The 13,126-nt window shown below is 72.2% G+C and carries 9 protein-coding genes; 2 read left to right on the top strand and 7 right to left on the bottom strand.

Annotated features, from left to right (window positions below; genetic code table 11):
* Positions 1 to 13: 13 nt before the first annotated feature.
* The 4 genes from FS769_RS08020 to FS769_RS08005 form a co-directional block, all read right to left on the bottom strand.
* Positions 14 to 658: a helix-turn-helix domain-containing protein gene (locus FS769_RS08020; protein WP_144832135.1), complete on the bottom strand. Its 645-nt coding sequence runs from the start codon at positions 656 to 658 to the stop codon at positions 14 to 16.
* A gap of 234 nt (positions 659 to 892) precedes the next feature.
* Positions 893 to 1,864 (bottom strand): LacI family DNA-binding transcriptional regulator, encoded by a 972-nt coding sequence (locus FS769_RS08015; RefSeq protein ID WP_144833095.1) that lies wholly within the window; start codon positions 1,862 to 1,864, stop codon positions 893 to 895.
* A 189-nt stretch (positions 1,865 to 2,053) separates the two neighbouring features.
* On the bottom strand, positions 2,054 to 2,941 hold the full coding sequence (locus FS769_RS08010) for a tagatose-bisphosphate aldolase (protein WP_144832132.1): 888 nt from the start codon (positions 2,939 to 2,941) through the stop codon (positions 2,054 to 2,056).
* 61 nt (positions 2,942 to 3,002) lie between these two features.
* Entirely contained in the window at positions 3,003 to 4,397 is a 1,395-nt protein-coding gene (locus FS769_RS08005) for an L-fuculokinase (protein ID WP_144832130.1), read from the bottom strand.
* Between the two features lie 83 nt (positions 4,398 to 4,480).
* Between FS769_RS08005 and FS769_RS08000 the strand changes: the two genes are divergently transcribed.
* The gene (locus FS769_RS08000; protein ID WP_186325480.1) at positions 4,481 to 5,695 is read left to right on the top strand and encodes an HAD-IA family hydrolase; all 1,215 of its coding nucleotides are present in this window, start codon (positions 4,481 to 4,483) and stop codon (positions 5,693 to 5,695) included.
* Positions 5,696 to 5,938: 243 nt separating this feature from the next.
* Complete coding sequence (katG, locus tag FS769_RS07995) at positions 5,939 to 8,251, top strand: catalase/peroxidase HPI (protein ID WP_144832124.1); 2,313 nt, start codon at positions 5,939 to 5,941, stop codon at positions 8,249 to 8,251.
* A 78-nt stretch (positions 8,252 to 8,329) separates the two neighbouring features.
* On the opposite strand, the gene FS769_RS07990 is transcribed toward katG, so the two are convergent.
* Genes FS769_RS07990 through FS769_RS07980 form a run of 3 tightly spaced genes read right to left on the bottom strand, consistent with a single transcriptional unit; the run spans position 8,330 to position 12,947 of the window.
* Positions 8,330 to 11,128: an FAD-binding and (Fe-S)-binding domain-containing protein gene (locus FS769_RS07990; RefSeq protein ID WP_144832120.1), complete on the bottom strand. Its 2,799-nt coding sequence runs from the start codon at positions 11,126 to 11,128 to the stop codon at positions 8,330 to 8,332.
* Entirely contained in the window at positions 11,125 to 12,123 is a 999-nt protein-coding gene (locus FS769_RS07985) for a PfkB family carbohydrate kinase (protein WP_144832117.1), read from the bottom strand. The genes FS769_RS07990 and FS769_RS07985 overlap by 4 nt, the downstream gene beginning before the upstream one ends.
* Positions 12,120 to 12,947, bottom strand: coding sequence for a class II fructose-bisphosphate aldolase (locus FS769_RS07980; protein WP_144832114.1), 828 nt, complete (start codon positions 12,945 to 12,947; stop codon positions 12,120 to 12,122). The genes FS769_RS07985 and FS769_RS07980 overlap by 4 nt, the downstream gene beginning before the upstream one ends.
* Between the last annotated feature and the right edge of the window lie 179 nt (positions 12,948 to 13,126).

Below are 13,126 nucleotides of genomic sequence, written 5' to 3'. Positions count from 1 at the left end.
CCCGTGCGTCCGCTCACGTCGCGGGCGGCCTGCCGCGCAGCGAGCGGGCGATGGCGCGCAACGCGTCGGGGGACATCTCGCCGAGGGCCCGGAACTGAATGCTGCTGGCCCCGGCCTCGCGCATCGCCCCGCGCAGTTCGAGCTCCGCCTCGGTGCGATCGGTGACCGTCTCGTCGGTGTAGTCGGTGAGGTATTCGGCCGGCACGTCCGCCCATTCGGTGACGGCGCGCAGCACTTCTTCGTCGAGCACGACCGTGTTGGTCGTCGCGGCGAGCAGCGCCCGCGCGCTCTCGGCCAGGGCCGGGTCGATGCCGTCGAGAACGGCGAGGAGATCCGACTCTCGTGAGCCGTGGCTCGCGATGAGACGTCGCACGCGTTCGGCGATCGGACCCGCCGGTACGCGCATCTCGATGCGGGGCGCGGCAGCCGGGTTGGCAAGCTCTTCGGGGCTCACTCCGAGGGCCGCGGCGAGCGCCTCGATGTCGTTCGTGTTGTAGGGCAGAGAGAAGCCGGCGCGCGACTGGTAGTAGCTCTTCGTCATGCCGGCGCGCGTCAGCAGCTCGCCCACCGTGAGGCCCTTGGCCTGACGGAGGCGATCCACATTCGCCACCACTCGGCGGGAGTACCGCGAGGGCGGTCCGACAGCGCCGCGACCCACGTGTCGATCCTAGACGTCACCCTTCGGCACGTCAGGGGTTGTATTTACGAACATGCATTGGATGCTATTTACGAGTCGCTGTGCTTGGATGGAAACCACCGTGAGCAGGGCGGCCGTGGGGGACCCCCGCTCGCGCAGATCGGATGCGCCATGCGCTCCGGTCGTCGGCAGCGGGTGCGGCGCCGTTGGGGGGCGCCGCGCTCGCTCGCCTCCGCTGCGCGTGCACCGCGACGATCAGAGTCCGCAGGACTCCCGCTCGACGAGTGAGACGTCGATGACGGTCACCTCGTCGAGCCCCAGGCCCGCGTCGGGCTCGAGGCGTGCGAACACCCGCTCGGCAGCGAGCGCGCCGATGCGGCGCGGGTCCTGGTCGATGACGGTGACCGAGGGGGTCAGCGTGTCGGCCATCGGGAAGTCGCCGAACCCGACGAAGGGCATCGGGGCGCCGCGCAGCACGTGGGCGAGCGCCATCGACGAGCGCGCGTTGGCCGAGAACAGGGCCGTGGGCGGTTCGGCCAGGGCGCGGAGGTCTTCGAGGGCGGATGCCGCGGACCCACGGTCCGACACCTGCGAGACGACCAGCTGTTCGTCGATCTCGATCCCGGCCTCGGTGAGCGCGCGGCGCCAGCCGTCGATGCGCTTGGTCTCGGTCGACAGGTGCACCCGGTCGCCGAGGTAGGCGATGCGCCGGTGTCCGTGCGAGACGAGGTGGCTCGTCGCCAGGTGGGCGCCGGCCTCGTCGTTCTCGGTGAAGGTGTCGGTGTGCAGACCCGCCGGGGCGCGGTCGACGAAGACGATGGGGGTGTGCCCGCGCCAGCGCTCGAGCCACGAGTGGTCGGTCCCCACGGGGGCGATCACCAGCCCCGTCAACTGTCGACCGAGCAGCGATTCGAGCGCCGGCCTCTCGTCATCCGGGTCTTCGCCGAGGCTCGTCACGAGCGTCGAGAGGCCGTGGCTGCGCGCGGTGTCTTCGACGGCACGCGCGATCGCGGCGAAGAACGGGTCGACGACGTCGGGGACGGCCACTCCGATCACCGAGGCGCGCCCCGCGCGGAAGGTGGTCGCGAGTGCGTTGGGCACGTAGTTCAGCTCGCGCATCGCGGTTTCGACCAGCGCGCGCGTGTCGGGGAGCACATGGGGGTCGTCGTTGAACACGCGCGACACGGTCTTGGTGCTGACGCCCGCGCGCAGGGCGACATCGCGCATGGTCGTCACGAGGCACCTCCGAGGTGAATGGGCGGGACGGGGTCGAATCGCCACCCTATCCGCCGGTCTGCGTGCCCCCGTGTCGGCGCGGCCTCGCGTGGCGAGGGGCACCCCGCCCGCGCGGCGGCGCACCGACCCTCCCCCGCGTGCACCCGCGGAGGGATCGACCGCCGCGCGGGCGAGGTCATCTCAGCGCCCGTCGACGGCGTCGGCGAGCTCGCGCAGACGCGGCAGGGCACGACCCGAGAGCAGCTCCTCGCGACGAGCGGCGTCGATCGAGAGGCTGTCCTTCCAGAGCGATCGACCGGCCATGGCACCCGAGGCGCCGTTCGCGACGGCGGTGCGCACCTGCTCGATGAAGGTCTCGTGGTCAACGCCGGCCGACAGCACGGCCCACGGCACGCCCTGGGCGACCTCGGTCACACGGGCGCTCGCCTCGGCGGAGCCGGGGTACTGGAGCTTGAGGATCTTCGAGCCGCACGCCACGGCGAGCGCGGCCCCGTCGACGACCAGGTCGGCGAACTTCGCCTTGTACTCCTCGTCGCTCTCGTCCTCGAGCTGGTAGGTCAGCAGCTCGACGATGAGCAGCAGTCCCTCGTCGTCGCACGCCTGCACCAGGTCGCGGATCTCCTGCGCGACGCGGGAGTCGGCATCCTGCTTGTCGGGGCGGGTGTAGTACAGCATCTTGGCTACGGTGCCGCCCATGTCGCGCACCGTGCGAGGGGTGACACCCGGCACGAAGCGGGTGTACTTCAGGCCGTCGACGGTCTCGAAGCCCGAGGCGTCCAGGCCCACGACGAGCCCGGTGTCGCGGTCGAGCACACCGTCGTCGACGATCTGGGGCAGCGCGACCTCGGGGTCGAGCAGGATGGCCGGTGCGTGGTTGGCGAGGTGGCGCACGAGGTCGGCCTTCACCTCGGCGAGCTCTTCGCGCGAGATCGCGTCGGAGCCGTTCGGGGCGTCCTTGATGGCGGCTTTCATGCCGTTGCGCTGGTCGGCGGCGACGATGAGCATGTGCCCCTCGGGGGTGCTGATCGACTGGAGCGCGCGGCGCTCGAGCGTGGTGAGTTCGTTCATGATCTCTCTTCTCTGGGGTCTGTTCGCGCGTCCGATCGGGACGGGCGCGGCGGGTGGGAAGTCAGGAGGGGACGGATGCCGAGACGAGGCGCCGCGCCATGTCGGCGGCTCCCCACGCGACGTCCTGCTCACGGGTGGACAGGGACGGATCGGGAAGCACTTCGGCGCGCGCGCGGCGGACGCTCGCCATGCCCGCCCAGCCGCCGGTGAGGGTGGAGCGGGTCGCCGGCGCGACCTCGCGGTCCATGGCCTCGATGAGGGCGGCGACCTCGTCGTTGCTGTGCCGCAGCACCGCACCGAAGATCTCCGCGGGTGACGCCTCGGTGTGCAGGGTCAGGCGCAGCACGCCGTCGTCGTTGCGCGCACCGGTGACCTCGATCGCGCCGGCGGGGAGCTCTCCCTCGTACGGCAGAGCCATGACGGCGGCGTCGAGGGCGTCGCGCCCGGCGCGGTCGCTGATGCCCGCGGCGTGCAGGGCGCGCCGCAGCAGCAGGCCGGTCTTCACTCCGGCGACGAGCACGTGCTTGCCGGGGACGACGTGACGCACCTCGTTGATGAGGGCGTCGGCCAGACGCTGCCGCGCCGCGAAGCCGAGGGGTTCGTCGAGAACGCGCAGCAGCACCTCGGCGGTGCCGAGCGAGACGTGGTAGCCGTCGGCGTCGAGCGTGCCGTTGGCCTGCGCGGCGACGAGGTGGTCGTGGCCGGCGACGGTGAGCGCGGCGCCCGCGAGTCGCGGGCCGAAGGCGTCGGATGCCGTACCCCAGGGCAGACCGCCTCCGCGCAGCGGCGGCAGCAGGTCGGCGTCGACGCCGAGTGCGTGGAGCATCGCGGGCCAGGCGGCGCCGGAGTCCTGGTCGATGAGGCCCGTGCGCGAGGCGAGCGAGAACTCGAGGGCGACGTCGCCGCCGAGGGCCGCGACGACGAACTCGGGCAGGTCGAGCCAGCGCAGGCCCGCGAGCGAGGTGCCCTGGTCGCGCAGCCAGGCGAGCTTCGCGACGCTCACCTGCGCGCCGAGCGGCAGGCCCGTGCGTCCGGCGAACTCGGTGCGCACGGCATCCGGGAAGACCGCGATCTGCTCCCACCCGCGCGGATCGAACCACGCGAAGCCGGGGGCGACGGCGCGACCGTCGGCGTCGATGAGGATCCCGGTCTCGCCCATGCCCGCGACGGCCAGCGAGGCCAGCGGCTCGGGCGTGAGCGGCGCGAGCTGGGCGTCGACGAGTCCGACGAGCGCGCGGACGGCGGCGAGCAGGTCGTCGGCGTCGATGTCGGTCGTTCCGCCCTCGCCCACGCGCCACGGGGTGGGCACCTGGGCGCTGGCGATCTCGGTGCCGTGGTCGTCGATGACGAGCATCTTCACGCCCGTGCTGCCGAGGTCGATCCCCCCGTGCAGGCGCGGCGGCGCAGCGGCGGGAACATCAGCGGGGGCGAATGCCGTGACACCGGTGTCTTGCATGAGCGGCCGTCCTTTCCGGAACTTCTTCGAGTCCCGGAATTTCAAGCATGACACCGGTGACTTGCTACGTCTATGGTGGGGGTATGCCGTCGCCGTGTCAAATACCCGATTCGCTCGCCGTCGTCGTCGCCGGACCCGCCGGCAGCGGCAAGAGCACCCTGGGCCGCGCGATCGCCGCCGAGCTCGGTGCTGCGCTCGTCGACCTCGACAGCGTGACGACTCCCCTGCTCGACGCCCTCCCCGCCGATGCGCTGGGCGGCCACTGGCTCACCTCGCCTTTCGCGGCCGAGATCCGAGCCGGCCGGTACGCGGCGCTGCGTGCGACGGCGGCCGACGTGCTCTCGACCGCAGGGCGCGTCGTCGTGGTGGCGCCCTTCAGCGCCGAGCTCGCGGGGGGCGACGAGTGGCAGGCGCTGCGCGATGCGTTCTTCCCCACCGCGCCCGTCGTCGTGCACGTCGACGGAGACCCGTCCGTGCTGGCCTCCCGTCGCGCCGATCGAGCCGCCGCCCGCGACGCGCACCGCCCCGACACCCCCGCCGTCGCCCCGGCGATCGAAGTGCTCGGCGTCGACGCCGAGCTCTCGACCGCGCAGCAGCTCGCGCGCGTGCTACCCGCACTCGGCATCCGACGTCCGGTGCCCGCTGACGCCGAGATCTTCTCCCGCGAGTTCGACGCCGTGCTCTTCGACCTCGACGGCACGCTCGTCGACTCCACGGCATCCGTCGTGCGCTCCTGGCGTCGCTTCGCCGAGCACTTCGAGGTGTCGATGGAGGCGCTGCACGCCAACCACGGCCAGCCCGCACGCACCCTCGTGGGGGCCCTGCTCCCCGCCGATCGCCACGCGGAGGCCCTCGCGCACGTCACCGACCTCGAGGTGACCGATGCCGTGGGCCTGCAGCCCATCCGCGGGGCCGACGTCTTCTTCGACGCCGTCCCGGCCGAGCGCCGCGCGATCGTCACCTCGGGATCCGTGCCGATCGCCACGGCCCGCCTGGCCGCGGCCGGCTACGCGAAGCCGGCGGTGTTCGTGACCGTCGACGACGTGGTCAACGGCAAGCCCGACCCCGAGCCGTTCCTGCTGGCGGCCGAGCGGCTCGGTTTCTCGCCGGACCGCTGCCTCGTCGTCGAAGACGCCCCCGCCGGCATCGCCGCCGCCCGCGCCGCCGGCTGCGCGGTGATCGCCCTCACCGGCACGACCGCCGAAGAGGAACTGACGGCCGACCTCGTCGTCGACGGGCTGGATGCCGTGCGGCTCGAGGTCACGGCATCCGGCGCGCTCCGGCTCGCCCCGGCCTGATCACGCGACCGCCACGACGACGCCCGAGCCGAGCTCAGCGGACACAAGCCGCACAGTTTAGGACCATCGACGCATCGGCTGAGTGTTCTCTCTCGTCCGTAGCGCGCCCACCGGACGCTGCTTACTCTGGGCTCAATCGCGCATCTTCAGGCTCTTGATCGGACAGAGTGAGCGGCCGCCGCCTCGTGTCGCACCCGAACTCGACGAAGTTGCTCTCCCCCCTCGAGACCAGAAAGAGCACCCATGAGCTCGGATGACAGGACCAATACCTGCAGCTACCACATGGCCGGCGATCTCCCGGCCGGCGGCGATCACCTCGGCGGCACCTTCGGCCAGGCGCCGAGCCTCGACGGCTGGTATCCGCAGCGGTTGAAGGTCGAGCTGCTGCACCGCAACGGCGTCGCCGCCGACCCGCTCGGTGCCGACTTCGACTACGCGGCGGCGTTCGCCACGATCGATCTCGACGCGCTCAAGGCCGACATCAAAGAACTGCTCACCACCTCGGTCGACTGGTGGCCGGCGGATTACGGCAACTACGGCCCGCAGATGATCCGCATGGCCTGGCACGCCGCGGGCACGTACCGCATCGCCGACGGACGCGGCGGGGCGGGAACGGCGATGCAGCGATTCGCACCGATCGGCAGCTGGTGGGACAACGGCAACACCGACAAATCCCGCCGTCTGCTGCAGCCGATCAAGCACAAGTACGGCAACGCGCTGTCGTGGGCCGACCTCATGGTGTTGACCGGCAACTGCTCGCTCGAGTTGATGGGACTGCCGACCTACGGCTTCGCCGGAGGACGACTCGATGCGTGGGAGCCCGACGACGGCACCTGGTGGGGCCCCGAGGTCTGGAACCCGCACAACGTTCAGAGCCCCGACGAGATGGTCAGTCGTGACGAACGCTGGCACGGCGAGAACGGCGACGCGGACTACGACCTGCAGAGCCCCTTGGCCGCCTCGCACCAAGCCCTGATCTACGTCAACCCCGAGGGACCGTACGCCAACGGCGACCCGATGGGCTCGGCGCGCGACATCCGCATCACCTTCACCCGCATGGCGATGAACGATGAGGAGACCGTCGCGCTGATCGCCGGCGGCCACGCGTTCGGCAAGAGCCACGGCCAGGTACCCGCGTCGAAGATCGGCCCCTCGCCCGAGCTGGCGCCGATCGAGTCGATGGGTCTCGGATGGCACAACCCGGTGGGCAGCGGCAACGCCGAGAACACCTCGACCAACGGCATCGAGGGCAGCTGGACCCCGAACCCGATCCAGTGGGACAACACCTACCTCGAGAACCTGTTCGCGTTCGACTGGGAGCAGACGAAGAGCCCGGCCGGCGCCCTGCAGTGGACTCCCACCGACCCGAACGCGCCGAAGACCCCCGACGCGCACGTGCCCGGGCAGATGAACCCGCTGATGATGATGACCTCGGACATCGCCCTGAAGGTCGACCCGGCGTACCGGGCCGTGTGCGAACGCTTCCTGGCCGACTTCGACCTCTTCACGCTGGCGTTCTCGAAGGCCTGGTACAAGCTCACGCATCGCGACATGGGCCCGAAGCACCGCTACCTCGGACCCGAGGTCACCATCGCCGACGACCTGCTCTGGCAGGATCCCCTGCCCGACGCCGAGGGAACCGCCCTCGACGAGGCGGATGTGGCGAGCCTCAAAGAGGCCGTCATCGCGACGGGGGCGTCCGTGTCCGACCTCGTCTACACGGCCTATGCCGCCGCGTCGACCTATCGCGACAGCGACAAGCGCGGCGGTGCGAACGGTGGCCGTCTCGCCCTCTCGCCCCAGAAGGACTGGGCGATCAACCGCCGCACCATCCCGGTGGTCGACGCGCTGCGGTCGGTGCAAGCGGAGTTCGCCGCGTCGTCGGGCGGGCGGCAGGTGTCGCTTGCCGACCTGATCGTGCTCGCCGGCACGGCCGCCGTGGAGCGGGCGGCGCGGGCGGCGGGCTCCGACGTCGACGTCGCGTTCACCCCGGGTCGCGTCGACACGACGCAGCAACTCACCGACATCGAGATGTTCGAGTGGCTCCGGCCCGTGGCGGACGGCTTCCGCAACTTCGTGTCGGAGCGATTCGACCAGTTCGCGCCCGGCGTCGCCCCCGAGGCGGCGTTCCTCGACAAGGCGAACCTCTTCACGCTCACCGCACCCGAGTGGACCGTCCTGACCGCAGGCCTGCGCGTCCTCGGCGCGAACTGGGACGGGTCCGATACAGGTGTCTTCACGGAACGCGTCGGCGTCCTGACGACGGATTTCTTCGTCAACCTGACCGACACGGATCTGGTCTGGACGAAAGACGACGACACCGCGTCGACCTTCACCGGCCGCATCCAGGCGACCGGTGAGGCACGCTGGCGGGCCTCGAGGAACGACCTCGTGTTCGGCTCGAACGCGCAGCTGCGCTCGATCGCCGACGCCTACGCCGGCACCGACGGACAGGAGAGATTCGTCCGCGACTTCGCCCAGGTGTGGTCGAAGGTCATGATGCTGGACCGCTACGACGTCAAGGGCCACCGGCGCTACGGCGTGATGGCTGCCTGACCGGCACAGCACCTCTGCAGATGGTCACCCCCTCTCACAACGGAGAGGGGGTGACCATCTTCCGGACCCGCTGCGCTGCTAGCGCGTCGCGCGCTCCAGCAGCTCCAGCACGTGCACGTACGTCTCGCCCGTCGCCTTCGTCATGCCCAGCTCGCAGGTGCGGTTGCACGACGCGAAGGCATCGGCACCGAGCCCGGCGACCTCGGCCGCCTCGGGGGCCGTGGCCGCCTCGGTGAGTTCCGGATGCAGCATGCCCCGGTCCCCCGCGTAGGCGCAGCAGCCCCACGCGTCGGGCACGCGCACCTCGGCCGCCACGGCCTCGCCCAGCGCGCGCAGGGCAGGGTCGATGCCCAGCTGCGTCGACGAGCACGTCGGGTGCAGAGCCAGCAGCTCGGCCACCGGCCTGGGCTCGAGGTGCGGAAGCAGAGCGGATGCCGCGAAGGCCACGGCATCCACCACCCTCACTCCCTCGTCGCGCAGGGTCGCCGCGAAGCCCTCGGTGCAGCTGGAGGCGTCGCACACCACCGTCAGCTCGCCCCCGCGGGAGGCCGCGGCCACCGCCGCCCGGACGCGGGCCGACATCGTCGCGTGGCCCTTCGCGTACCCCTTCGACGACCACGGCGTGCCGCAGCACAGCGCATCGATCCCCTCGGGCACGATCGCCGAGACCCCCGCCCGCTCGAGCAGCCGCGCGAACGCCTCGGTCGCGCCGATGCCGTCGGAGGAGGCGGGTCCGAACATGCTCCCGACGCACGCCGGCAGGAACACCGCGCTCGGCTCGACCCCCACGGCGCCGACCACCCGACCCAAGGCCTTCCGCGACGCTCCGCCGCCGGGCAGCTCGTCCGCGTAGCGGGGCATCGTGTCGGTGCCGAGCACCGCGCGCGCGGCATCCGTCACCGCCCGCACCGCCGGCGTGGGCAGCACGGAGGCGACCGAGAGGGCCGCAGACCCCGCACGCGTCACCGCGCCCCACCCCGTCGCCGCAGCCGACCAGCCGGCGGCGAGCACGGGGTTGGCGTCTTCGCGGCGGAAGCGCTTCATGAGCGTGCCGGTGTTGATGAGCACGGGGCACGCCGTCTGGCACATGCCGTCGACCGCGCAGGTCTGCACGCCGTCGTAGTCGTAGTCCTTCTCGAGCTCCGCGACGAGCGCTCCGTCACCGCGCTCGCGAGCGGCGGTCGACGCGCGCCGCACGACGATGCGCTGGCGCGGGGTGAGGGTGAGCGAGCGGCTCGGGCACACCGGCTCGCAGTATCCGCACTCCACGCAGCGGTCGGCCTCGGGCTCGATCGACACCGGCGTCTTGAGGTTTCGCATGTGCGCGGCCGGGTCGTCGTCGATGATGACACCCGGGTTCAGGATGCCGCGGGGGTCGAGCAGGCGCTTGAGCCGCACCATCACGTCGTACAGCTCGTCGCCGTACTGCCGCCGCACGTAGGGCGCCATCGCGCGACCCGTGCCGTGCTCGGCCTTGAGGTTGCCACCCGCGTCGAGCACGAGGTCGACCATCGCGTCGGTGAACCCCTCGAAGCGGCCGAGGGCCTTCGCGCCCTCGAACCGGTCGGTGAGCATGAAGTGGATGTTGCCGTCTTTGGCGTGACCGAAGATCACACTGTCGGCGTAGCCGTAGCGCGCGAACAGCTCCTGGAGCCCCCCGCAGGTGTCGGCGAGGCGTTCGACGGGCACGACCACGTCTTCGAGCAGGGCCGTGGTGCCGCTCGGGCGGGCGCCGGCGACCGAGGCGTAGAGGCCCTTGCGGAAGGTCCACGCGGCCGCGCGGTCGGCGGCGTCGCTCGAGAAGACCGCGGGGGTGCGCAGGTCCTGCTCCCCCAGCACGTGCGATCCACTCTCGGCGAGCGCGCGCAGGGTCTCGAGGTCGTCGGCGTGATACTCCACGAGCAACGCCGCCTGGGTCGTCGCGTCGAAGCCGTGGATCGCGGCGGGAGTCCCGGCCAGACGCTGGCCGACGCGGAGCGAGGTGGCATCCATCAGCTCCAGGGTCGCCGCGCCCGTCGCGACCAGCGCGGGAAGAGACCGCGTGGCGGCGTCGAGCGTCGGGAACACCGCGAGGGTCGTGGCGATCGCGGGTCGGATCGGCACGGTGCGGAAGGTCGCCTCGGCGACGAACGCGAGCGTCCCCTCCGAGCCGACGACCAGGTGGGCGAGCAGGGCGGCGGGGGTGTCGAAGTCGACGAAGGCGTTGAGGGCGTAGCCCATGGTGTTCTTCATGGCGAACTGCCGCTCGATGAGCGCGACGCTCGCAGGGTCCGACACCACCCGCTCGCGCAGCCGCATGAGCTCGTCGACGAGCGCGGGCTCGCGCTGGGCGAGCAGCCGATCGGCGTCGGGGTCGGCGGTGTCGACGACGGTTCCGGATGCCAGTACCAGCACGACCGATTCGAGGGTGCGGTACGAGTTCTCGACCGTTCCGCACGCCATGCCGCTGGAGTTGTTGGCGACGACTCCGCCGATGGTGCACGCGGCCTCGCTCGCGGGATCGGGGCCGAGGCGGTGCCCGTGCCGCAGGAGCCGCGCGTTGACCTGGCGCACGGTGGCCCCCGGCTGCGCGCGCACGCGCCGGCCGCCGTCGAGCACGTCGATGCGCCCGAATCCCTGCCGCACATCGACCAGCAGGCCCGACCCGGCCGACTGCCCCGACAGGCTCGTGCCCCCGGAGCGGAAGGTCACGGGCGTGCCCGACGCCGTCGCCGCGCGCATCACGGCGCCGACCTCGGCGGCATCCGACGCGATCACGACCGCCTCGGGCGTCAGCAGGTAGTGCGAGGCATCGTTGGCGTACGCGACCCGGTCGATGGCGCGCGTGCGCACACGGGACGGATCACCGACGGCGGCGAGCACGGGCGCGAGGTTCATGCGGCGTCCTCCGGGGTGAGCGGGCGATCGAGCTCCGGCGAGGTCTCGACGAGAGCCCGGATGCCGAGCGGCGGCCCCGCCACGAGCGTCGACGCGTGCGCGACGGCGTGGGCGCCCCACTCGGCGGCCGATGCGGCCGCGACGGCGAGCGGGTCGGCCCCGGAAGCGTTCGCCGCGGGAGCACGCGTGAGGCCGAGGAGGAAACCGGCGAGAGCGGCATCGCCGGCCCCCGCGGTGTTGGCGACGTACGGGGCCTCGGCGCGGGCGAAGACCGCGCGCTCGGCCGTGACGGCGAGCAGCCCGTCTCCGCCCAAGCTGGCCGCGACGGTCTCGACGCCGCGGCCGATGATCTCGCGTGCGGCATCGACGACCTCGCCGAAAGTCGCGAGAGGACGATCGACGGCTGCGGCGAGCTCCTCCGCGTTCGGGGTGAGCAGGTCGATACCGACGGGGTCGGCCAGCAGCGCGGCGAGGGCCGCGCCGCTGGTGTCGACGGCGAGACGCACTCCGCGCTCGGCGGCCCCCGCGCGCACGGCGGCGAGATCGACGAGGGCACCGGTTCCGGCGAGCTCGGGAAGGCTCCCCGACAGCACGAGCCACGACGCGGCGCAGCGGTCGAGCTCTCCGAGCGTCAGCGAGACCGTGGCCTCCCAGGCCTCCGGCGACAGCGGCGGAGTCGGGGCGTTGACCTTGGTCGTCGCCCCGTCGGCGTCGATGATCGAGGTGTTCACGCGCGTCGCGCCGGGTACCTCGACGATGCGCAGCAGGGGCGCGGTCAGACCGCAGCGCGCGAACCGCACGTCGTCGGCGCCGAGCACCACCACGGCGAAGGCGTCCGCACCTCCGGCTGCGAGCGCGGCCGCGACGTTGACGCCCTTGCCGCTCACCTCGCGGGTGTAGCTGTCGGCGCGCGCGAAGGCCCCGCGGCGGAGCGTTCCGACCCGATACGTGGCGTCGATGGCGCCGGCGGCGGTCAGGGTGACGATGCCGCTCATGCGGCGCGTCCCGTCACGACGCCGAGCAGCCGTTCGACCTCGGCGGCGACCGCCGCGCGACCGGGAGCCAGCCAGCGGCGCGGGTCGATGGCATCCGGATCCCGCTCGAGTTCGGCGCGCACCGCCGAGGTGAGCACCTGGTTGAGGTGCGTGCCGATGTTGATCTTGCGCATGCCCGCGCGCACCGCTGCGTCGATGCCGGCGTCGGCGACACCGCTCGAGCCGTGCAGCACGAGGGGCACGGGGAGTTCGGCGGCGAGTCGGGCGATCAGTTCCCCGTCGAGGGTGGCACTGCGCTCGCGCATCGCGTGCTCGCTGCCCACCGCCACCGCGAGGGCGTCGACGCGCGTCTCGCTTACGAAGCGCACGGCCTCGGCGACGTCGGTGCGCACCCCGGGGGCGTGAGCGCCCTTGCCGCCGATCTCGCCGAGCTCGGCCTCGATCCATCCGCCCGCCGCGTGCACGCGTTCGGCGACGGCGGCGGTGCGCGCGAGGTTCTCGGCGTCGGTCAGGTGAGCGGCGTCGAACATGACCGAACGGATGCCGACCGCCAGGGCCTCGTCGACGAGGGGCTCGTCGGTGGCGTGGTCGAGGTGCACCACGACGCCTACCCGTGCCGTTTCGGCCAGCCGGAGGGCGGCGGAGGCGGCGGGGGCCAGACCGCCGTGGAAGGCGATGGCGTTCTGCGAGAGCTGCAGGATCACGCCGGTGCCGGCGGTCTCGGCTCCGGTCACGATCGCCTCGGCGACCTCGAGGGTGATGAAGTTGAAGGCCCCGACCGCGCGGTGCGCGGCGAGCAGGGCGGGTATGTCGGCCAGCGGCACGGCGGTGTCTCTCTTGTCGGGGCGGGTGTTGCGCGAGCCCGGTGGCTGAGCCTGTCGAAGCCCCCGGGAGGGAGTGCGGGTGTTGCGCGAGCCCGGTGGCTGAGCCTGTCGAAGCCCCCGGGCGGGAGTGCGGGGTGTTGCGCGAGCCCGGTGGCTGAGCCTGTCGAAGCCTCCGGGCG

The sequence above is a fragment of the Microbacterium sp. BH-3-3-3 genome (genome assembly GCF_007679045.1).
Classification (GTDB): Bacteria; Actinomycetota; Actinomycetes; order Actinomycetales; family Microbacteriaceae; genus Microbacterium; species Microbacterium algihabitans.
The sequence above is the reverse complement of the archived record's forward strand: the minus strand, read 5'-3'. Positions and strand labels throughout refer to the sequence as shown.

Excerpts from the sequence above, each read along its gene's own strand:
- FS769_RS08015 (WP_144833095.1), bottom strand. The coding sequence starts at position 1,864 with ATGCGCGATGTCGCCCTGCGCGCGGGCGTCAGCACCAAGACCGTGTCG.
- FS769_RS08010 (WP_144832132.1), bottom strand. The coding sequence starts at position 2,941 with ATGAACGAACTCACCACGCTCGAGCGCCGCGCGCTCCAGTCGATCAGC.
- FS769_RS08005 (WP_144832130.1), bottom strand. The coding sequence starts at position 4,397 with ATGCAAGACACCGGTGTCACGGCATTCGCCCCCGCTGATGTTCCCGCC.
- FS769_RS08000 (WP_186325480.1), top strand. The coding sequence starts at position 4,481 with ATGCCGTCGCCGTGTCAAATACCCGATTCGCTCGCCGTCGTCGTCGCC.
- katG (WP_144832124.1), top strand. The coding sequence starts at position 5,939 with ATGAGCTCGGATGACAGGACCAATACCTGCAGCTACCACATGGCCGGC.
- FS769_RS07990 (WP_144832120.1), bottom strand. The coding sequence starts at position 11,128 with ATGAACCTCGCGCCCGTGCTCGCCGCCGTCGGTGATCCGTCCCGTGTG.
- FS769_RS07985 (WP_144832117.1), bottom strand. The coding sequence starts at position 12,123 with ATGAGCGGCATCGTCACCCTGACCGCCGCCGGCGCCATCGACGCCACG.